Origin of the sequence: Blastomonas sp. CCH9-A1, from assembly GCF_001557175.1 — a bacterium.
GTDB lineage: Bacteria > Pseudomonadota > Alphaproteobacteria > Sphingomonadales > Sphingomonadaceae > Blastomonas > Blastomonas delafieldii_A.
The window spans coordinates 1-19389 of the sequence record NZ_LSHM01000050.1; the positions used below are offsets into that span (position 1 = coordinate 1).

The following is a 19389-nucleotide window of genomic DNA, read 5'->3' on the forward strand; positions in this document are numbered from 1 at the left end:
AGTTTGGTCCGCATCCGCCTTTGCTCGATCCGGGGATGTGAATACGGATTATGGTACGCGGCCACGGCCTCGACCGGATACAAGTCTATGCACGGATAGTGCATCAGCTGACCTCGGAACTAATGAAGCCAATCCTTGAGCATTGCGTGTGGGGGCCCCCAACCCGTCAACAGAAGGAACCGTTCAATGCGAACTTGACAAGGCCCGGATCATACAAGTCGATCTTGAACCACACGGGCGTGTCGCGGAACGTCATCTGCCCGAAGTCGCGCTCGCCATGGGCGTCGTTGACGAAATCGTGCTGACGCATGGCCTTCATCATTTCGGCCTGGGCGAGGAGCCCGCTTGGCGTGTCGTCCGAGCAGAACTCAGCGAGGCATGCCCGGGTGAAGTTGACGAGTGCGGTTCGATCGAGCCCTTGGCGCGCGCGATCGTTGAGGCGCGCGATCTGTTCGGCGCGGGTGAGTGTTTCGCTTATCATGCGGCCAGCTCCAGCTGTGCGTTGAATTGGGAGATCCAGTCCGCCAGGTGCGGGCGTTCCGGGAGCGGGATGTCAGCCGCGGCGTCCTGAAAGAGCCGCAGCGCAGTCGGCGCTTCGTGCGCGATGCGATCGATCTCGCCCGCAGGGAGCAGCTGCTCCGCGCGGATGAAGTCGGTCATTCGGCCAGGGCGCTTCTTGGTCGTGGTGCGCCAGAGGCCTTCCACGGTGCGGAGCCTCGGCGCGGCCCGGGCCTCGATCAGGACGATGAGCCGCAGGCACCATGCAGGGAGGTCGCGGATCTCGTCAGGCTGCGAGCCGCAGCACATGAAGCAGGCCGATTTCGGCGGGACCGGGAGGCCTTCGGCCTCGATCCGAGCGATGCAATCGTCGCGCGTCCATCCCCATTCCCGCAAGGGGTAACGGCATTCGAAGCGGTCGCTGGGGATGGTGAGCGCATGCGCGTGACGCCGTGTGTCCGCCGGCGAGGCGTCGTAGCCGATCAGGCGGATGACCTTCTGGCCCCGCGCCCATGCGTCGATGGCCGGCTGCCATGTTTCGACGAACTTGTCCTGGGGCGCGATCTTCCATTTGAGGCTGCAGCTGTGTCGGCCGAGGCTGATCGACGGCAGCGTGGCGTTGGTCAGCACGTTCTCGAGCAGGCTCATGTAGGGCGGCCAGTGCTTGAAGCGCTGCGGGACGTAGCGGCAGACCCGAAAGTCGATGCCGTGCGCGGCCATCCATGGCCGGATGACGTCGAGGTAGGCGTAAGTGGCTGGCTTTTCGCTCCCGGTATCCGCGGTGAGAACCAGATCGGGCCTTCGGCCCTGCGCGACGAGCTCGATGAGCATCGCGGTCGAGTCGACTCCGATACCGTAGGCGAGCACCACGGGCGGGTTGCGCAGGTCGAGCACGTCCACCGCGCGCCGCGGCCTCGTCGTGAGGAACGCCGGCGCGTTCATGCTGCGATCGGCAGCGACGCCGTCCAATCGTATTCGGGGAGCTCCGCGACAAGAGGTCCGTCGCAGTCCCACATAATCCACTGGCAGCCTTCGCGCTTGGCGACGTGGATCGCGGAGCGGATTTCCAGGGGCACGTCATGCGCTTCGGTAATGCCGACGTCGTCGCAGACGTGCATGAACCACCCGTAGTCGCCCTTTTCGAAGCACGACCAGGGGCACCGGGGCATCCAGTCGCGCGCCGTCGCGGGGTGCATGTGGGCCGTGCTGAGGACGAGCGAGCGCGCGATCTCGAGGCCGTTGCCGATGCCGCCGGTCACAGCGCGACTTCCTTGGTCGCAGGGGCATCGCCATCGATGCGCACAGCGCCGATCGCGTCGAACCCGTTGATCGCCGAACTGTTGTAGGCGTCCTTGTCGACGAGGCCTTGGATCGTCTCTCCGTCGGCGTAGCGGGCGAAACCGAGCGCATCGACGCCGGTCACGCGGCGAGCGACAACCCCGACCTTGCCCTTCGGAACCCAGTCGGCCCAATCGCCGCTGGCGCTTGTGACGACGAATTCACCGATCAGCGCGGTGTAGGCGGCGCGTCGTTGCAGGACCGGGCTCGCATCTTCCGGCACCGCTTCGCCGGTATAGCCGGCGAACCGGTCGGGATGCCACGCGCGGAGGCTCGATCGCGCATTGTCAGCGACAAGCGCTGCGCATCGACGTCCCGACGCGCGGTATTCAGCTTCGAACGCAACGAGGGCGAGGCACCAGTCGACGTCCTCTTCGTAGAACGGTTCCGCCAGTCGCAGCGCAGCGGGCATCGCGGCCTGACGCTCGTCCGACAGGACGATGCCGCCATGGCTGGCGGTGTGAACTTCCCACACTCCAGGAAGGATCTGCTCGGACTGTTGCGGGGAGCCCCACAGGGTCTCGACAGGCGCTGGAACGGATTGAAACTTGGGCATTGCTCGTCTCCTCAACCGGATCGGGCACCCCCTCCCCCTTCCCTTTCATCCCAGGGCGTCGAGCCGAAACGCGGATTGATCGTTGTCGATCGCCAAAGCCATCGCGCCGGGTTTGACCCAGATCTCCCGGGTGCTGAGGAAGAAGGTCTCCCCCTGCTCGGCCAGGAGGATCGTCTCACCGATCGTCTCGGCCATTCCGGTAGCGGCTGCGCCGGGGACCATGTTTCCAATCCATTCGCGCTTGGTGACGTCGCTTCCGTCGATGAGGTCGAACGCCTCCCGGCAGTGCCATTCGATGCCCTGCTCGCCCTCGACTGCGGTGAAGATCTCTTCGGGGTCGAACAGCGCCTGCAGCGCGGCAAGATCGAGTGTTGTGAACGGCCGATGCCATGTGCCGTCGGTCGCGATGATCCGGCAGACGAGGCGGTCGTTGGCGGCGGGCAACTCGAAGTGCTCGGCCTCGATATCCGTTGGGCGCGGGTCCGCCACCGAATTGAAGCCGTTGTCGTGGCAGGCCGATCCGCTCACGGAGTACGAGGACTGATTCCAGTCGACGACACCGTAATGCCCGCCGGTCTGGTAGTGCACGCGGCGTTCGTCGGCGACGCACGGTTGCCCTCCGGTGGCGCTGTAGCCGCCCGCGATGGTTCCCGACGGGTCGCTGTAGGGTGTGACTCGCAGGATGTTGCGATGCCGCTGGTTTCCCCAGCTGGGGCGGGGATCGGCGACGGCGAAGGCACCCTCGCCCGTCGAGCTCGCACCGATCACGGCTCGGCTGCTCTCCGAGAACGGCGTAACCTTGTATTTCCGGCTGCTGTAGGTCTCGCTGGTAGCGCCGCGCGGATCCGCGACAGCAATTCCGCCTGCTGCCCCGCCCGGTCCGGCTACCGCTGGTGACGGGGTGTCGAACGGCACGATGCGGAAGACGTTGTTGTACCGGGGGCGGTCGCCGGTCAGACGCGGGTCGCTGACCGCATAGGGGCCGGTTCCGACGCTGACGTCGCCTTTGACGCAGGCCGCGGGCTTGTCCCAAGGGCGCACGCCGAGCTGGACGCTGCGGGCATGGCCATTCACGCGAGGGTCCGCGACCGAGAAGGCCCCGGTGCTGGGTTTCGGATCGCCGGTTACCGTGCCGGTCGGCTCGCCCGACCAGGTGTTGACGCCGAGGACGTGGCGATGCGTCGCGGGTCCGTAATTCGGCCGCGGGTCGGCAACCGAGAGCGCTCCCCCTGCCGGGTGACGAGCACCCGTGACGGCCTTGGCCGGTCGGACGAAGTCGGCGACAGCCAGAATGTTCTGGTGGGTGCCCGCGCCGTGACCCGGTCGGGGGTCGGCAACGCTGTGCGCTCCGTTGTGCGGGCTGCTCGCGCCGGCGACGACACGGCTGCTGTCCGCCCACGTCCGAACCCCTAGGGCCTCGTTGTGCCAGGCCTCCTCGGGGCGGGGATCCGCGACGGCAAATCGGCCCTGCCCCGGAGCACGCTGCCCGGTGATGACGGGCGCGCTGTCGGTCCAAGCGTTCACACCAAGGGCGTTATCCCGCAGCTGGGCTTCGGGCACGATCCCGAAATCGCGCAGCTGCCCGTCGACGACGGCGAGATCGTTGAGGGCGCGCCAATCCTTTCCTGCCGGCACGAGCGCGAGGCGCAGCCAGGTCTTCCACTGCAGCGCCGGGATGCGGTGCATCGGCCCCGCGATCGGGTCACCCGGCAGCGGGAGCTTGCCGATCACTTCGCCGACGCCGCGAAGGCGATGGTGGCGCGGCTGATAGACGAACGGCGGGATCTTCTTCGTGTGGCGGGCGATCAGCAGCGCACGTTTGCGGCTCTGCGCCAGATTTCCGATGATGCCGCAGTCGTGAACGTCGATGTTGACGCTGTAGCCGTAGCAGCGGAACAGCGCGGTTATCTGGTCAAGGAGCCAGCGGCCGCGATTGAGGATGCGCGGCACGTTCTCGAACAGGATGATCGGGATGGGGTCATCCTGATATGCCTCGAGCGTCAGCCAGACACCGCGCAGCGCGAGGCGGTTCAGCGCTTGGTACTTGTCCGTTTTCGACTGCTTGGCGGACAGGAGGCCGGAGAAGCCCTTGCATGGGCTGGACTGGAAGAGGACGTCGACGTTTTCGCCGAAGATTCGCCGAATGTCTGCCGGCGCGGCCTCGCGCCAGTCCGACGGGGGTTCGGCGCCGTGGAAGGCGCGATACTGCTCGCGATCGAACAGATCGAGGACGGTGCCCGGAGTGCCGGTGATCCGCTCGAAATTGCGGATGGCGCCGGGGTCGACGTCGATTCCGCCGGCGCAGACGAACCGACCCTGCATCGGGCCGACGCGCACCTTCGCCTTCTGGAAGCCGATGGCCCCGCCACCGATCCCGCAGAACAGGTGGGCGTGGCGGATGTCGCGGACGATCGTCGGCGAGGAAGTGAAGGGAACCATGGCTCGTCTCCTGTTGGATTCGAGCCGCTCTTCCCCCTCCCCTTTCAGCCGATGCCCAGGTTCGCCTTCAGGATGGCCTCGATGCCGTGGTCGCGAAGCGTCGCGGCGCGCGCAAAGACGGTTGGGCCCAGCTCGGCCAGCGCGGAGATCTTGCGCTGCTTGGCGTCGATGTAGTCGGGTTCGTCGTTGGCGATGACTTCGAGCGCCGCCTCGATCAGTTCGCCGGTACTGTTGTCACGGATGTCGAGGACGAGATCCGGCCTTAGCGGACCTGCCTTGGTGGTGAGATCGAAGAGAGGGCGCTTGAAGCCTATGTCGATCTGCCGCCGACGCCAGCGGTACTGAAGGTCGAGAAGGCCGATGACGGCGTCACGCTCGGCCTGGTTGTGCACCACGATGAAGCTGGATGGGCGGGCGATCGGCTGAGCATAGCCGCGGAGCGCGGCAAAGCCGTCACGCGGGTTGTGTTCGCCTACGACGACGAGGACGAGGTAAGGCGGTCCGACCCGCGCTCCGGCATATTGGACCCGCGTTTTGACCTCGAGCTCGCGGCCTTCGGCGAGTGTGATGGTCGTTCCTGAAATGTCGAGAGCGTAGAGCGCAAGGAAGGCTTGCGGTGCCAGGCCCGAAGGCCATTTCGCCGCGGCTTTGCGCAGGCGGGCGAACACCACATTCCGATCGTAGGGGTCGACATGGGTGTAGAAGTGCTTCGCGAGGGGAATACCTGGCGCGATGTCCAATCGCTCTGCAGCGCGGCGTAGGCGAGCGAATTCCTTCGCCATCGAAGTGTCCCGTCCTTGATCCGGAGGGAGGGGTTCGACGACGTTGACGTGCGCCATTTCCATGAGGAGCCACAGCAGGCGCGCGAGACGCGGTATCGCAACGCCCCGGGTTCGGTCGTCGGGCTCGCTGTCGTCCGGCATGGCCGCCAGCTTCTCCGGCGCCAAGCGGTGCGCGTTGAACAGGCCGTGCGGCTCATCGATCGTCGAAGGGATTGCGCTGCGCTTTTCGCGGAATCGCTGTGGGGCCTGCTCGCGGTAGAAGGGACAGTCTGTCAGATGCTCGGGGCGCTTCTGCCGGGTGCTGGTCAGCCGCCGAAGATAGTAGGTCTCTGCCTCGGACAGGTAGGACGGCGACATCAATGGCGGCGGCGTTTCGCCGCCCAGGCAGTCGCAGGCGATCCACTGGCCGTGTGTCCGCGCTTTGACGACCATCGTGACGCTGGCCCGATGATCAGCGTCAGTGCCCTCCCCTTCGTACCAGCGCACGAGCGCGTCGCGGACAACAATTGGCACGTCCGTGCGGAGAGACAGGCCTCTCGAATGGCGAGGCACCAACCACATGCGCGACACCTACCGCATTGATCGTTGACGGTCTAGTCTGTTCACCGTATGTTCATGGACAAGGAGACCCTCGTCATGAAGCGTTCGATATTCATCAATCGGTTCGATCTTGACATCACGCTGCGCGATGCCAGCGTCGACCTGGGCAATCACCCGACCCGGCGCATGCTTGCGGCGGCGGCGATCGGTATGGATGTCGAGGACAGCTATTTCTCGACGGTCGAGCTGCGCGAAGCGGTCGAGTGGGTCCACGAAGGTGTGGCGGGCGCCAAGCTGAAGCTGTCGATGATCCTCGGTAACGAGTGCGACGATTTCCAGCGCTGTCTCTACTACATTCTGGCGGGCCGGGGCGTCGTGCAGATGCTCGACGACCTCATGTGGCTGGAAGAGTTGCTCAAGGCGCGCGGGAAGGTCGCTGGCAAGCTGGCCAAGCGCCGCGTCGCCACGATGCCGCTGGTCAAGCCTTATGTCGCGAGTGAGCCGGACGGGCCGGTGGTAAAACCTGACCGGGATTTCCGGCAGGGTGCCTCGTGGTATCTCGATCCGACTCTGGCCGAGTAATAGGTCGATTGAGGGTGGTCAGAGTGCGTTACGAGCGCACCTCGACCACCACCCTTCCCGAGGTCTCTGACGGATCGCCAACCCGAAAGGGCTGCAACGGGTTGCCGGTGTGAATGACGGCCGTCGGCTTGCCGAGGACATCCAGCAATCGGCCCGCGACCCTCTGGGCATGGGTCCGGCTGCAGAGATCCTGGCGCTTTCTGCTGAGCTGGCCGTTGGTTGATGCGGCGGGCATGATCGAACTCGCTTCCTGATGTGAGGGTGATCGTGGCGGGTAACGGTCAGAAAACCGTCCGGTGGACCTTCGTTTGCGGCACGACCGAAAAGGCCATGCGCGCCATGTTTGTGACCCGGTAGCGGGCCGAGCCATGCTCGCTGATCGCCAGCGCCGTCTTGCGCCCGCGCTTCCGGACAAAGAACTCCTGTCCTTCGTAGCCGTCGGTAAACTTGATCGGCGAAGCGAAGCGTATTCGCATGCCGTCCTCGAGTTTCGCCGTCGGCCGTGCGAGATTGCGGATGCAGCGCCGGCGCCATTGCAGGGCGGAATGGTTCTCGGTAGGCGAGAGGAGCGCCAGGATACGCTCCGGGCATTCAGCCTCGTTCGGCCCGGCGGTCTCGTCCATGTCCTTGTACGCGAAGACATAGCCGTCCTTGGCGCGCGGATTCCAGCGCACGAGGCACACGACCGCGAACACCGGCCCATCGACGCCGTCGGTCGTCGGTGCCACCGCGGCGTAATAGACCTTGTTGCGCAAGCACGACGACGCGATGACCCGCAGGCCCTTCCGGCTTGGAAGCGGACCGCCCTCCCCTTCGGCCTCGGCCGGTTCGTCGATCACGCGCTCGTAAGTCAGCTGTGCATCGAGATAGGCCTTGGGGGTCGAATGCGGGTGCATGCTCGACAGGGGCATGGATAGCCATCCCATGGTATTATCCTTTCGTCAGAGAATGACCGGCTGCACGGCAACCGGCAGGTGGAGCGTCCGGCGAAGCGTCCGCGCGAATTGACCGATGTCGGCGAGGAGGCCGATCTCGCCGGTGGTTGCCGAACCCTCCCACCCTCCCCTGCGGGTCGCGGTCCTGAGCCAGCGGACTTCGCGGCCCGGCATCAACCGTTCGGGCGCAATCGTGACGCGAAAGTGATCCGTCTGAAGATCCAGGATCGGCACGGGCCCCTGATCGGAGCGTGTTCGCAGCTCGTAATCGGCTGCCTCCAGATCCAGCGCATGCGCGACTGCGCGCAGACGATCGCGCGCGGCGCTTCGATAGACTTTCGTCAGATGAGCATCATGAGCAAAGCCGCGACGCACCAGGGGGATCAGGACATCGGCCGATCGCAAGGCCGCAATCCGCCTTCTACATAGGGTTCGCAGATCCCGGTCCTCACTGTGCATCGCTTCGGGGTCTTGACCAGCGGCAACCCGGCCCAAATGGCGCGCAAGGAGAAGGACGGCGGGATCGCGCTCCGGATCGAGACCCGCGTTCGTCGCGTCGGCTATGGCGTCGTTGACGGCTATCGTGCAGGTGGCGACCACGCGCAGAGCGTCAGGCTGCAGAGCGCGCTCAAACCGGAACGGCAGGTCGTATCTGGTGAAGGGTGGCACCGGCGATCTCCCAAAGCTGATCGCCTTTTCCACCCCTCTCCCCTCTCCTGGCGTTCCGGTGTCCTGCAAGCAAACGTGCAAGCCAACGTGCAAGCATCATGATCGCGCAGGCGCAAGCGATTGCGCAGGCTATTGCGCAAGCCATGACGCAAGCACTAGCGCAAGGGCTTGCAAAAGCGAAAGCGCAAGGTAATGCGCATGCGCAAGGTAAAGCGCAGGCGCGAGCGGAAGCGATTGCGCTTGCATCGTTGCAAGCTGGAATGCTTGCAGGATAAGGAGCGTGTATGTCGGTGATCTCGGTCAGCAACTCGAAGGGCGGTGCGGGAAAAACCACCCTGGCAATGATCCTTGCCGATCAATTGGTCGAAAACGGGCTCAGCGTTGCGGTGATCGACGCCGATCCAAATGGCATCATCACGAAGTGGGCGGCGAAGCGTGCCGAAGCGGGGCGCGAAATGCCGTATTCCGTGACGTCTCAGCCAAAGGAAGCCGCGATGATCGAGACGATCGCGCAGCTCGCCAACGAGAATGACATGGTCATCATCGATCTCGAGGGCACGGCGTCTCGGATGATGTCGCGCGCGTTGATCCGATCGCACCTGGTGCTGGTTCCGTTCAACCAGTCGCCAGTCGATGCCGAACTGGCCGCTGCCGCTGTGTCCCTCATTGAGGAGGAGGAAGAGGCGGTGGAGCGCAAAATCCCGTTCCGATTGGTACGAAGCCGCGACAGCGCCGCCTTCGCCACGAAGACGTCGAAGCGCATCACCAGCGCGATCGAGCAAGCCGGTCTGCCGATGCTTCCGATCGGCGTGGTCGAGCGCGCGGCGTACCGCGACATTTATGAATTCGGTCTTCGGTTGAGCGAGCTCGATCCATCGCAAACCTCGGGTGTGCCCAAGGCCATCGAGAACGCACAGGACTTGGCGCAGGCCGTTGTCGATAGCCTGAAGGAGGACCACCGCCGATGACCAGCTTCGGTTTCGGAAAGCCCGCAGAGAAGCGTGAAAAGACCATCGACAAGGCGGGACTGCCTCGGGGGCCGATCGTGGTAGATCCGGCTAGCGAGCGGGACGCCGTGGCGCGCGGCGAGCAGCTTGGTTATGTCGATCGTGGCCAAACGGACACGGAACCGAGTACCGTGGCGGGTAGGGGAGGGCGCAAGCGTCCGCCTGCGCCTCCGTCTCAGACCCTGTATATCAGGGCTCCCCAGGAATTGGCCGAGTGGTTCGAGCGTTATACGGAGCAACGCGGCCACCGCGCGTTGTGGAATTCGATCGAGGATTTCAGGAAGCTCGTGGAGCAGGCGGCGACCGCCGATGCGGAGCGACCGGCATCCTGACGAGTTGGCTTTAAGCCGGCTCTTCGATCTCCGTTGCGCGATCGTTCTCCGCGTCGCATGGCTCCTCGGGCGGGCGGAAGGCCTTGAGGTAGTTGAACGCCTGTTCCGCCTTCGAGGCGGCGTGTATGATCGCGCTCGCGTCGCCTTGAAGGATGCGCAGCCAGTGTTCGATATAGCTCGCATGGTTGTCGTGAAGTTCGCCCGGTAGGCCGAGGTCGGCGCAGACGAGACACTGGCCGATCGACGCGACGAGTTCCTCGAACGCATAAGCGTTATCGCCGAACCGCTTACCGAACTTGCGTTCGAGACGGCCGGTCCCGCCGGACCAATGGATGGACTCGTGGGCGCGGGTGCTCGCGTACAGATCGTCCGAGTGGAAGGCGCCCCGGGGCGGCATCTGGATGTACTCGCCGACGGGTGAGAAGAATGCCGCGTTTCCGCCGTGCCGGACCTCCACGGGGATTGCGTCGAAGAACGCGTCGATAGCGCCGCGGTGAGCGCTTTCCTCACGAGGCTCGGGCGGCGCCGGGGTGGGGTAGTATTGCGCGGGAAGCCCGTCGATCTGGTCGGCGTTGAAGACGTTGTACGCCTTGAGAAAACGGATCGCGCGGTTCTGCTCCTCGCCAGTGATCCTGTTCGTGTCGGTCTTGCTGATCTGCGAATAATACACGCTCAGCGACGAGGCTTCGCCCTTGCGGACCTGACCGCCGAGTTCTTGGGCCTGGCGATAGGTCATCCAGTACCGGCTGTTATACCCGTTTGCATCGGCCATGGCCCACAAGAACAGCGTGTTGATGCCGGTGTAGGCGGTGCCGCAATGTCGGAGCGGGCGGCCGCCGCCGCTGGTGCGGTCCCACGGCCTCGCCCACGGCAAGACGCCGGCTTCGAGCTTTGACAGAATGAGGGCCGTGATTTCGCTGGCGATGTCGCGGCGCGGGCGGGAAATGCGTGAAGGCTTGCGCATGTGAGAACCTTTCAGCGGGGAAGGGCTCGCGCGGGTGCGCGAGCGGATTGGAAAGCGGTGAAAAAATGGCGGCAGCCGGGGTGTCGCGGCTGCCGCCAAGTCGCCCAGGAGAGAGGCGAGGGGGCTATTCGGCGGGCTCGAGCGCCTCGTCGGGATGCTCGACGTCGAAATCGTTGATGTCATCGCCGAAGTCGTCGGCGGGATCGTCATCCGGATCTTCGTTGCTATCGGCATCGGGATCGAGATCCGTGTCGTCGGCCGAAGTCTCACCGGTGTCGTCGGCCTCGTCGTCGTCGTCCGAGAGGCCGTCGATGGTCGGACGCTCGATGTCGAAGCGCATGGCGTCGGGCACCCAGGCAAGGGCCGCTTCCTTGGTCTCGGTCTCGGTGATCGCTTCGCCGGCGAAGATCTTCTCGCAGGCGGAGGAGACCTCGCCCTTCTTGGACGCGCTGTAGCGTGCGGCCAGGACCGTCCCGCCGACCTCGGTCAGAAGCGCGAGCAGCGTGCCCTTCGCGACGCGGTCGAAGAAGTTGGCCGACGTCGGCCGCCACCACTGCGCGACGTCGATCTCGAGGATCGTGGCGAGGCGGGCGTGGAGCGGATTGGTCGTCGCCGAATACTCGGGCTTCGCCTCGAGCGACCCTGCGACCATGACCGCGAGCCAGGCAGCCTTAGCGTCGTCTTCGAGAGCTCGGAAGGCTTCGAAGCGCGCGACGACGTCACCAGCCTCGATCCAGCTGCTGTCCAGCGCCTCGCGGGCCTGTTCCATGGCGATGCGGGCCTGCGTCGGCTCCATCTCGCCGCCGATGACCGGATCCTGCGGCCGCGGCGCCTTCATGGTCGTGCCATAGCGATCGTATCCGCGATTGCCGTCGATCATGGCGAACAGCGCGTAATCGAGGGCGAGGGCAGGGTTGGCCAGAATCGACGCGGCGAGAATGTCGCGCCGCTGCATGGCCAGTTCGTCCGACAGGCGGGCGCTGAGCGGCTTTCCACCGGGTGCCACGGCTTCCGGGGCGGGCGCTGCCGCGGTGCCGCGCTGCCGGCTCGATCCGTCGTCGTCGTCGTCGTCGCCGGTGCGGATCGGCGTCTCGCTGAAGTAGCTGGTTTCCAGCTTCATCGTGCCGTCGGGCGCGAGGGTGAGGAAGGTGCCGACCTGTGCCTTGAGTTCATCGGTCAGGACCGAAGGACGGTCCTGCAGCTCGTCGTATTCACGGTCGAGCTTCTGATACTCTTCCTCGAGGACGGCGGCCGCAGTGTCTTCGAGCCCGCCCGCCTCGATCTGCTCGGCGATGTCGTCCATGCGCGCGGCGATTTCTTCGACGCGCGCCTCTTCGGCTTCGGTCATCGGCGTGGTCGGCAGCGTGACGCGATGAAGATCCGCGGTCGCGTTGTAGATGTGCGAGCTGGCGATCGGGCGGATCCAGGCCAGGCCGGATTCCGTGCCGAGCCGTTCGGCCTCGGCCTCCATGATCTTGCCGACCAGTTCGCGCGCGATATCCGGGTCCGACCAGCGGTCACCGTCCTCGCTGAACAGTTCGCGCTCGACGGTGCCGCCCGCGGCGACGTAAGCGTCTTCGCCGACGAGGATCGCGATCGGATCGCTCGCCTTCAGGGCATCGCCGGCGATGGCGCGACGGATCTGGTCGGGCGTGGTGTAGCCGTAGCGGGCGTACTGCTCGTAGATCCGGACCTGCTTGGCCTGGTCGTCGGTGGACGCATAGGCTTTCGCCATGTCGAGCGTCATCTCACCCTTGGCGAGCGCCTCGAACACTGGGTCAGCAAGCCCAGCGAGCCGCAGGCGGCCTTCGACGAAGCGGCGGGTTACGCCGAAGCGCTTCGCGACGCCATCGACGTCGCCGTCCATGCCGAGGAAGTGCTGGAACGCGCGGCATTCGTCTGCGGGCGTCATCGCCATGCGCTGGAAATTTTCGGCCAGCGAGGTTTCGCTGAGCATGGCCTCGTCGCCTTCGAGCACCTTGCAGGCGATCTCGGTGTTGGGATCGATGCGGGCGCCCTCGACGAGCAGCTGCAGGGCGGCAAGCCGACGGCCACCGGCAAAGACGGCGTAGTGGCCGCGCGGCTTCTTCAGCGGGGTGACGAGCAGGTTCTGCAGCACGCCGCGCGCTTCGATGTCGGCCGCAAGCTGCTCGATGGAGGTGGCGCCCGACTTGCGGACATTGCTGTCCGAGAGCCGCAGCTTCGAAAGGGGGATCAGTTGGGTCATCGGTCTTCTCCTGGTGGATGGCCCGGCAAAACCTTCACCGGACACCTTTCCCGATCCCCCTCGTCTTTCCTCTTCAGGCCGCCTCCGGATTGGTGGAGGCGACCAACCGCTCGATGATCTCCGAAGCGCGTTCCGCGGGGACGAAGACCCGCGTGCGGTAAGAGATGATCTCGCTGAAACACCCGAGCGACTTCAGCCAGGGGAGCTGGCTCGCGGGCGCGCCAACGATCTCGATGCGAGGCGAACCGTTCACGCGCGAGCGTTTCAGCTCGCAGGGGAAGGGCCGCTGGATGGGCATCGCACTGCCGCCGACTACCGCTGCGGTGATCTGCGCAGGCGTGAGTGACGAGGTCTGCTCGACGCCCAGCGTCGTCAGCAGCTTCGCGACGTCCTTCGGGAACACGATGCGGCCGAGCCACGAACGACCTTCGGCGTCGACGATCCGGTTCACCTCGAGGTGGTCAGAGGGCAGGGCAGACCAGATGGGCAGGAGGAGGCCGGTCGCCAGCTGGACGGTTTCATGGTCGAGCCGTGTGGCTGCGTCCTCGGCTTCGGCGGTCCACCCCTCTTCGAAGGTCTTTCGCGAGCAGGGTTCCCACGCGGATTCGAACATGTCGAACTCGCGGAGATATTCGCGCCGGGTCGGCCGCATGAGCTCGATGCGCGGGACCGATGTGCCGTCGTCGGTCATGCCCGACCGCGCCTTGGTGCTCAAGGCGACCTTGCCCGAACGTCCGTTCCTGAGGAATCGCGCGGTGCTGTCGCTGTCGGCGATGCGGATCGCGCGTTCGAGGCTGACCGGATGCCGCCGTCGTGCGACTTCGATCGTCAGGAGGTGCGAGGTGGCTCCGCTCACCGGATCGGTGCGCAGCACCGTGTCCTCGAGGACGGTGGCGGTTTCCACGGGCATGGTCTCGACACCCACGTCGAGCGTACCTGCCTCGCGGGCGGCTGCCACGCGTGTTTCGACCAGCGCCAGGAACTCGTCGAAGATCAGGTTCTGCAGGCCGATGGGGAGCGCCAGCAGACGGTTGAGCCAGCGCTGGATGGGCGGCAGATCCTCCTTCAGGATCCCGTCGCTGTCGGTGAGCTCCAGACCGGTCCGCTCGGTGAATTCGGCGAAGCTGATGCTGGTCAGCTTGCCCCCGACAAGGAGATGGAACCAGGTGATGAGCGCCGACTTCGCATAATCGCTCTCGAGATTGTCTGCTGGATCGAACAGGTTCTGGCCGCCGGTCTGCCGCTGGCCGCGCGTCAGGGCACCGAGGCTGTCGAGGCGCCGCGCGATCGTCGATGTGAAGCGCAGCTCGCCCTTGCAGGACGTCGTAACGGGCCGGAACAGGGGTGAGCAGGCCTGATGTGTCCGGTGGGTTCGCCCGAGGCCCTGAATGGCCCTGTCGGCTCTCCAGCCCGGTTCCAGGAGCAGATGGACGCGCTGCTGCTGGTTCGGCACATCGAGACTGGCGTGATAGGACCGGCCAGTGCCGCCCGCATCCGAGAAGATCAGGATGCGCTTCGTGCCCTCCATGAACGCCGCGGCGTCGGCCTGGGTCGACCGGGTGGTGCGTGTTTCCAGCTTCTGGCCGCCGTGACCGGTGGGAACGAGGCGCTTGGTCCTGCCGGTGACCTCAGCGACGTTGTCGTGACCGAACCGCTCAAGGATCGCGTCGAGCGCCGCCTTGATCGGGGGGAGGGCGCACAGATGCTCGATCAGTTCGGCGCGCTTCGCTTCCGCCTCGGGATTGACGACGGGATTGCCGGCGGCGTCGAACATTGGTCGCGAGCGAACCTCGCCCGTGTCATCCGTATAGGTTTCCATCTGGCGGGTCGGGAAGGCGCGCGTGAGGTAGTCGATGACGTATTCGATCGGGCTGAGCTCAAGCTCGGGATCGGCGCGTTCTTCCGGAGACAGCTCGTTCAAGCGCCGTGTCAGGATCGATTCCGCTGTGGTGACAAGCTGCAGCACGACCGAGGTGCCGTCGGCAATATGCTGTTCGACAGCGGCGATCACGGTCGGCAGCTTCATGGCCAAAAGTACCTGCCCGAAGAAACGCTGCTTCGTGCTTTCAAAGCGGGAACGTGCCGCAGCCTTCGCGCCCGAGTTGAGCGTCGACTTGTCGAGTTCGTCGACCACGCCGGTCAGTTCGAGCGCCGCTTCCATGTTGCGGTGGATGATGCTCCATGCGTCGGCGTAAGTGTCGTAGATCGCGATCTGCTCCTCGGTGAGCTCGTGCCGCAGGATCTCGTACTCGACGCCGGCGAAGGACAGCGCGCGCGCCATGTAGAGGCCGGTTGCCTTCAGGTCGCGGGCAACCAGTTCCATGGCCGCGATCCCGCCCTGACGGATCGACGAGATGAACGCCTCGCGATTCGCGAAGGCCGTTTCCGGACCCCACAGTCCGAGCCGGACGGCGTAGGCGAGGTTGTTGACTTCGGATGCGCCGGTGGCCGAGGCGTAAAGCACCCGCGCGGCGGGGAGCCTGTTCTGTAGGAGAACGCCGGCGATGCCCTGCTGCGAACCCTTCTTTGTTCCCATGGCGCCTTCGCCGCCGGCAACGCCGCCCATCTCGTGGGCTTCGTCGAAGGCGATGACGCCCTCGAATTCGTCTCCCGCCCACTGGATGATCTGCTCCAGGCGGCTCGCGTCACCACGCATCGACCGCAGCGTCGGATAGCTGACGAACAGCACGCCCTCGTCGAGCGTGATCGGCTGATCGATCTTCCAGCGCGAAAGCGATTGCACGTCGGCCGCGATCCCGCCCAGCGCGGTCCAGTCGCGACGGGCGTCGTCGAGGAGAGGTTCGTTCTTCGAGATCCAGATCGCGCGGCGGCGACCTTGCAGCCAGTTGTCGAGAACGACCGCAGCGACCTGGCGTCCCTTGCCGGCGCCGGTGCCATCGCCGAGGAAGAAGCCCTTGCGATACCGTGCGCCGTTCTCGTCGAGCAGCAGCCCGACGCCTTCCTTGTCGGGTCGGAAGCTCCCGGGGATCCATTGCGTCCACGCGCTCCCGGCGTACACGACAGTTTCCAGCTGGGAAGCTGACAGCAAGCGTTCGCTGACCGTCCGCTCGGGCAGGTGCGGAACGTGGTTGGGGATGGGGGCGGGGATGGAGCCCATCGCTACCGACTCGACAAGCGCCGTCGGGTGTTCGCCAGCGGCCGCGAACACGATCCGGCTCGGCCGATAGGGCAGATAGACCCCGGTCTGTTCCAACAACGCGGCGGGAGTCTCGAGCGCCTCGTAGGCGACCGGGAGGACGTTGTTGCGCACGGGTGCGCGGAAGGTGCGCGGCTCGGCAGGCTTTGCCCTGCGGGCGCTGCCGAACAAGGACACCGCCTTGGGCGCAGCGGGGGAGGGGGCTCGTTCGGGGATGAGGGCACAGCGCGGGGTCGGCTCGACAGTGTCGAGCAGCTCGACCGTGGTCTGGCGCTGGATGGTCGACGGAAGACGATCGCCGGGGATCTTGTCCATCACGTAGAGACGGACGGCGATGCCCGTGCCGTGCTTCGTGTAGGCGCGTTCCAGTCGGAGCGACGTGCGCACGGTCATCGGTGCCAGCGTCGTCTTGAGAATGTCGCCCATTTTCGCGGAGGTGGTGAACCAGTCGGGCATGATCGCGACCAGGCGGCCTCCGCCCCGCAGATGCCGGATCGCTGCGGCGAGGTGACGGACCGCTGCAAGATGGTCGGCACCGCGCCCGAGCGAACGCGAGAACGGCGGGTTCATCAGGATGAGGGAAGGGCGCGCCGATTTTGCCAGCAGCGTCGGAATAGCAGCGCCGTCGTACCCGGTGATGACGGTGCCCGGAAAGCTGTCGGCAAGTCGCGAACGGCGTGCGGGATCGAGCTCGTTGAGCTGCAGTTCCTTCACGCGCGGAAGATGAGCGACCAGAAGGCCGTTGCCGGCGCTCGGCTCGAGGACAATGTCGTCAGGCAGGGGCTGCGCGAGATAGACAGCCATCGCGGCGAGATCGGCGGGCGTCGAGAATTGCTGCCAGTCAAGCTGATCCTCGCTGCGAACCGTCTGGGTCGGCATGCGGGAGGCGAGGGCGATCGCCGTTTCGATCGTGGTGCGGTCGGGCGCTCCGCAAGTCCGTTCGCGGAGTGCGAGCACCTGAGCGTGTTCGAGGATTTCGAAGCTGTCTCGCTGGCTCCACTTGCCGTCGGCATCGGATCCGCCGTGGGTGGTCTTCATCGCATCGTTCAGCACGGCGCGGGTGATGGCCTGGTCGGCAAGGATCAGCTCGGCCAAGGTGCGGGCGGCGGCAAGTGGCGGCGAGCGGCGCTGTTCGGCCGCGTCGAAGAGATCGGACATGGGTCGGGACTCCTGGGCTGGCCCGATGCAGATCACACCAGGCTCAAGTCTCCCGTTCCCTCTCCCCTTTCACTGATCCGCCAGGACTTCGGCCCAATCGCCGTATCGTCTTGGCGGCGGCATTCGCCGGACTGTCAGGCCCTGATCGCGATATGCGCGAAATGCGATTCCGCCAGCCTTGCGGCCTTCGCGCCCGTTGTCTTCGGCGAGGATCACGCACGACACAGTCGCGGGAACGCTGAGGAGACCGAGGCGCTTGGCTCCAAGGGCGGCCCAGCAGGGAACGCCGTGCAGCTGCATGAAGGCCGACGCGTCCTCGTAGCCCTCCGCGATCGCGAGCGTGTCGGTGACCGGCATGCCGCGCCAGCTTCCCGTCCCGGTCTCGCCGATGAGCATTTTGTCGAGATAGCCGCCGCTCTCGAGGTCCAGGAAAATGCGCTGGATCGCTGTGATCCCGACGTCGTTGCGAACGCCGACAAGCAGCGCGGGCAGGAAGACCGTGAGCGGCTTGGCGCCTTTCGGACACCGGGGATGATAGCGCAGGTCGGCAAAGCGTGGGTTGAGGCGCCGCCCCAGCAGATAGCGTTCGGCCGCGGTACCGGCGATCGGGCGACCTTCGCTCCACATTCGCGTGATGAGCAGTCCTGGATCGCGCGGCTCGGTGATCTCGGGGCGGGAATAGGTCTGCCCCGGTCGAACCCTGCGCAGTTCGCGAAGCACATCGTCCAAGGCACAGCCGGCGAAACAGTGGACGAGGATCCCGCGGTCACCCTGTCGAAGCGATAGGCTGGCTTCCCCGTCGGCATGGCTCGGGCAGCGGCACATGGCCGTCGCGCCGTGCCACTTCCCGCCGAGCGCGCCGACAAGGTTGACCAGTTCCTGGGTGGGCGGTCGAGCAGTAATCGGCATCGTCGCCTCCTTTCGCCCGCTCAGACCCCTCTCTGTCTTTGGCCTCGGTGCGATCCTTGGACTGGGGAGGGGGGCGGAATTTTTTTCCGGATTGACCAGGAAGCCAAGAACCGGCCTTTTCTATCACGGAGGGCGGGATGATGAAGATCTCATTCGCAACTGTTCTGTTGGCGTCAGCGGTTATCGCAGCGCCGGTCAGTGCTCAGCAAGTTCAGCTCATGAACTTCGACGGGGCCGAGCCCGGCGTGGTCCTCAATGTGGGGCCCTCGCCGCGTACCGAAGTGCCACCTGCAGCAGTCCAATCGCTGGAGAATGCGCTCGCGACCGATTTCGGTGCGATTGGTGCGCCGGTTCTTCAGGATGCCAATTACGTCGTCGAGCCCTCGCGGATCGATGTTCCGCTGTGGATGCGCAGCGGCGTTCCGACAGGGCGCATGACGATCCCGTCGGTGGGTTCGCTTGGAAGCGTCGCGGGCAACTGCGCGCAGCCGGTCTATCGGCCGCGAGGCGATCTCGCCGCCAGCACGGAGCAACGACGGGCCGCCCTGTTCCCGTTGATCGCCGCGATCGCGTGCGAGCAGAACATTCCCGTCGGTCTGTTCGACGCGCTGGTAGCCCAGGAAAGCCGGTACAATCGCACGGCGCTTTCGCCGGTCGGCGCGATGGGGCTGGCACAGCTCATGCCAGGCACGGCCCGATATCTCGGGGTGACCAACCCCTGGGACGTCGTCCAGAACCTGCGCGGCGGTGCAAAGTACCTGCGGGAGCATCTCGACGAATTCGGCCGCGTCGACCTTGCACTGGCTGCCTACAACGCAGGACCGGGACGTGTTCGCCAGCGGCGCGCGGTGCCGCGCATCCTTGAGACGTTGAACTACGTGGCGACCATCACGAGCGCGTGGAGCGGGGCAACCCGGCAGGTCGAGCTCGTTCGTGCCGATCAACCGTCAGTCGTACGAAACCCGTTCAGGCAAGCCGCTGTCCTGGCCTACACATCGCCGAGCACCGCGAACCCGATGTGATGAGCGTATAGGCCGGCGATCACCAGAATGACCGGAGCCCCGGTCAGGTAATTGACCTGCCATCGCCACCACAGTTTGGGTGCCGCCAAGACTCGATTGCGCCATGTCGAAAAGGGCAGCTCCAACGTGCCGGTTCGTAGATCGTAACCGGTCTTCGCGACAGCACAAACGGCGCACATCGCTACAACCAAACCGACGCCCGCGTAGAGCGAAAGCCATGCCTGATAGGTAGCAATTGGCATTGTCGTTGATGAGCCTCGCGGTTGTTGTACCG

General features: G+C 65.4%; 19 protein-coding genes. 5 read left to right on the forward strand and 14 right to left on the reverse strand.

The window, feature by feature from the left end; all coding sequences use genetic code 11:
• Positions 1-166: 166 nt before the first annotated feature.
• Genes AX725_RS14340 through AX725_RS14365 form a run of 6 tightly spaced genes read right to left on the reverse strand, consistent with a single transcriptional unit; the run spans position 167 to position 6174 of the window.
• On the reverse strand, positions 167-481 hold the full coding sequence (locus AX725_RS14340) for a DUF3768 domain-containing protein (protein ID WP_066114725.1): 315 nt from the start codon (positions 479-481) through the stop codon (positions 167-169).
• Positions 478-1440, reverse strand: a complete 963-nt coding sequence (locus AX725_RS14345; RefSeq protein ID WP_066114728.1) for an adenine nucleotide alpha hydrolase family protein — start codon at positions 1438-1440, stop codon at positions 478-480. Before AX725_RS14345 ends, AX725_RS14340 begins: the two co-directional genes overlap by 4 nt.
• Entirely contained in the window at positions 1437-1757 is a 321-nt protein-coding gene (locus AX725_RS14350; protein WP_066114730.1) for a DUF5983 family protein, read from the reverse strand. The genes AX725_RS14345 and AX725_RS14350 overlap by 4 nt, the downstream gene beginning before the upstream one ends.
• Positions 1754-2392, reverse strand: coding sequence for a DUF7007 domain-containing protein (locus AX725_RS14355; protein WP_066114732.1), 639 nt, complete (start codon positions 2390-2392; stop codon positions 1754-1756). Before AX725_RS14355 ends, AX725_RS14350 begins: the two co-directional genes overlap by 4 nt.
• Positions 2393-2437: 45 nt before the next feature.
• A complete protein-coding gene (locus AX725_RS14360; protein ID WP_066114734.1) occupies positions 2438-4831 on the reverse strand; it encodes a DNA cytosine methyltransferase in 2394 nt (797 codons plus the stop codon).
• A gap of 44 nt (positions 4832-4875) precedes the next feature.
• Positions 4876-6174, reverse strand: coding sequence for a DUF8535 domain-containing protein (locus AX725_RS14365; RefSeq protein ID WP_066114736.1), 1299 nt, complete (start codon positions 6172-6174; stop codon positions 4876-4878).
• Between the two features lie 75 nt (positions 6175-6249).
• Here AX725_RS14365 and AX725_RS14370 point away from each other — a divergent pair, with 75 nt between their 5' ends.
• Positions 6250-6735, forward strand: a complete 486-nt coding sequence (locus AX725_RS14370) for a hypothetical protein (RefSeq protein WP_066114740.1) — start codon at positions 6250-6252, stop codon at positions 6733-6735.
• A gap of 28 nt (positions 6736-6763) precedes the next feature.
• Here AX725_RS14370 and AX725_RS14375 read toward each other — a convergent pair whose 3' ends face one another.
• The 3 genes from AX725_RS14375 to AX725_RS20965 are packed head-to-tail and all read right to left on the reverse strand — an operon-like array spanning position 6764 to position 8372.
• Entirely contained in the window at positions 6764-6970 is a 207-nt protein-coding gene (locus AX725_RS14375) for a hypothetical protein (protein WP_066114737.1), read from the reverse strand.
• A 46-nt stretch (positions 6971-7016) separates the two neighbouring features.
• Entirely contained in the window at positions 7017-7661 is a 645-nt protein-coding gene (locus AX725_RS14380) for a DUF6927 domain-containing protein (protein ID WP_066114739.1), read from the reverse strand.
• Positions 7662-7676: 15 nt separating this feature from the next.
• Positions 7677-8372 carry a hypothetical protein gene (locus tag AX725_RS20965; protein ID WP_156458501.1) on the reverse strand — a complete coding sequence of 232 codons (696 nt, stop codon included), beginning with the start codon at positions 8370-8372 and terminating at the stop codon, positions 7677-7679.
• A 65-nt stretch (positions 8373-8437) separates the two neighbouring features.
• Between AX725_RS20965 and AX725_RS20970 the strand changes: the two genes are divergently transcribed.
• The 3 genes from AX725_RS20970 to AX725_RS14395 are packed head-to-tail and all read left to right on the forward strand — an operon-like array spanning position 8438 to position 9678.
• Positions 8438-8614, forward strand: coding sequence for a hypothetical protein (locus AX725_RS20970; protein WP_156441990.1), 177 nt, complete (start codon positions 8438-8440; stop codon positions 8612-8614).
• Between the two features lie 9 nt (positions 8615-8623).
• Positions 8624-9307 (forward strand): AAA family ATPase, encoded by a 684-nt coding sequence (locus AX725_RS14390; RefSeq protein WP_066113939.1) that lies wholly within the window; start codon positions 8624-8626, stop codon positions 9305-9307.
• Entirely contained in the window at positions 9304-9678 is a 375-nt protein-coding gene (locus tag AX725_RS14395) for a hypothetical protein (RefSeq protein ID WP_066113936.1), read from the forward strand. The genes AX725_RS14390 and AX725_RS14395 overlap by 4 nt, the downstream gene beginning before the upstream one ends.
• A 10-nt stretch (positions 9679-9688) precedes the next feature.
• On the opposite strand, the gene AX725_RS14400 is transcribed toward AX725_RS14395, so the two are convergent.
• The 4 genes from AX725_RS14400 to AX725_RS14415 form a co-directional block, all read right to left on the reverse strand.
• On the reverse strand, positions 9689-10642 hold the full coding sequence (locus tag AX725_RS14400; protein WP_066113933.1) for an ArdC family protein: 954 nt from the start codon (positions 10640-10642) through the stop codon (positions 9689-9691).
• Between the two features lie 124 nt (positions 10643-10766).
• Positions 10767-12869, reverse strand: a complete 2103-nt coding sequence (locus AX725_RS14405; protein ID WP_082741368.1) for a ParB/RepB/Spo0J family partition protein — start codon at positions 12867-12869, stop codon at positions 10767-10769.
• Positions 12870-12942: 73 nt separating this feature from the next.
• Positions 12943-17184 (reverse strand): strawberry notch-like NTP hydrolase domain-containing protein, encoded by a 4242-nt coding sequence (locus AX725_RS14410; RefSeq protein ID WP_066119167.1) that lies wholly within the window; start codon positions 17182-17184, stop codon positions 12943-12945.
• A gap of 69 nt (positions 17185-17253) precedes the next feature.
• A complete protein-coding gene (locus tag AX725_RS14415) occupies positions 17254-18093 on the reverse strand; it encodes a DUF7146 domain-containing protein (protein ID WP_066119169.1) in 840 nt (279 codons plus the stop codon).
• Between the two features lie 137 nt (positions 18094-18230).
• Between AX725_RS14415 and AX725_RS14420 the strand changes: the two genes are divergently transcribed.
• Positions 18231-19115: a lytic transglycosylase domain-containing protein gene (locus AX725_RS14420; RefSeq protein WP_066119173.1), complete on the forward strand. Its 885-nt coding sequence runs from the start codon at positions 18231-18233 to the stop codon at positions 19113-19115.
• On the opposite strand, the gene AX725_RS20630 is transcribed toward AX725_RS14420, so the two are convergent.
• Positions 19082-19357: a hypothetical protein gene (locus AX725_RS20630; protein ID WP_082741369.1), complete on the reverse strand. Its 276-nt coding sequence runs from the start codon at positions 19355-19357 to the stop codon at positions 19082-19084. The genes AX725_RS14420 and AX725_RS20630 overlap by 34 nt on opposite strands.
• Positions 19358-19389 lie beyond the last annotated feature (32 nt).

What these genes read in the sequence shown, in the direction of transcription:
- AX725_RS20970 (WP_156441990.1), top strand. Translation starts at nt 8,438, where the DNA reads ATGATCGCGCAGGCGCAAGCGATTGCGCAGGCTATTGCGCAAGCCATG.
- AX725_RS14420 (WP_066119173.1), top strand. Translation starts at nt 18,231, where the DNA reads ATGATGAAGATCTCATTCGCAACTGTTCTGTTGGCGTCAGCGGTTATC.
- AX725_RS14375 (WP_066114737.1), bottom strand. Translation starts at nt 6,970, where the DNA reads ATGCCCGCCGCATCAACCAACGGCCAGCTCAGCAGAAAGCGCCAGGAT.
- AX725_RS14390 (WP_066113939.1), top strand. Translation starts at nt 8,624, where the DNA reads ATGTCGGTGATCTCGGTCAGCAACTCGAAGGGCGGTGCGGGAAAAACC.
- AX725_RS14415 (WP_066119169.1), bottom strand. Translation starts at nt 18,093, where the DNA reads ATGCCGATTACTGCTCGACCGCCCACCCAGGAACTGGTCAACCTTGTC.
- AX725_RS14380 (WP_066114739.1), bottom strand. Translation starts at nt 7,661, where the DNA reads ATGGGATGGCTATCCATGCCCCTGTCGAGCATGCACCCGCATTCGACC.
- AX725_RS14405 (WP_082741368.1), bottom strand. Translation starts at nt 12,869, where the DNA reads ATGACCCAACTGATCCCCCTTTCGAAGCTGCGGCTCTCGGACAGCAAT.
- AX725_RS14370 (WP_066114740.1), top strand. Translation starts at nt 6,250, where the DNA reads ATGAAGCGTTCGATATTCATCAATCGGTTCGATCTTGACATCACGCTG.
- AX725_RS20630 (WP_082741369.1), bottom strand. Translation starts at nt 19,357, where the DNA reads ATGCCAATTGCTACCTATCAGGCATGGCTTTCGCTCTACGCGGGCGTC.
- AX725_RS14360 (WP_066114734.1), bottom strand. Translation starts at nt 4,831, where the DNA reads ATGGTTCCCTTCACTTCCTCGCCGACGATCGTCCGCGACATCCGCCAC.
- AX725_RS14365 (WP_066114736.1), bottom strand. Translation starts at nt 6,174, where the DNA reads ATGTGGTTGGTGCCTCGCCATTCGAGAGGCCTGTCTCTCCGCACGGAC.
- AX725_RS14345 (WP_066114728.1), bottom strand. Translation starts at nt 1,440, where the DNA reads ATGAACGCGCCGGCGTTCCTCACGACGAGGCCGCGGCGCGCGGTGGAC.
- AX725_RS14400 (WP_066113933.1), bottom strand. Translation starts at nt 10,642, where the DNA reads ATGCGCAAGCCTTCACGCATTTCCCGCCCGCGCCGCGACATCGCCAGC.
- AX725_RS14410 (WP_066119167.1), bottom strand. Translation starts at nt 17,184, where the DNA reads ATGTCCGATCTCTTCGACGCGGCCGAACAGCGCCGCTCGCCGCCACTT.
- AX725_RS14355 (WP_066114732.1), bottom strand. Translation starts at nt 2,392, where the DNA reads ATGCCCAAGTTTCAATCCGTTCCAGCGCCTGTCGAGACCCTGTGGGGC.
- AX725_RS14340 (WP_066114725.1), bottom strand. Translation starts at nt 481, where the DNA reads ATGATAAGCGAAACACTCACCCGCGCCGAACAGATCGCGCGCCTCAAC.
- AX725_RS14395 (WP_066113936.1), top strand. Translation starts at nt 9,304, where the DNA reads ATGACCAGCTTCGGTTTCGGAAAGCCCGCAGAGAAGCGTGAAAAGACC.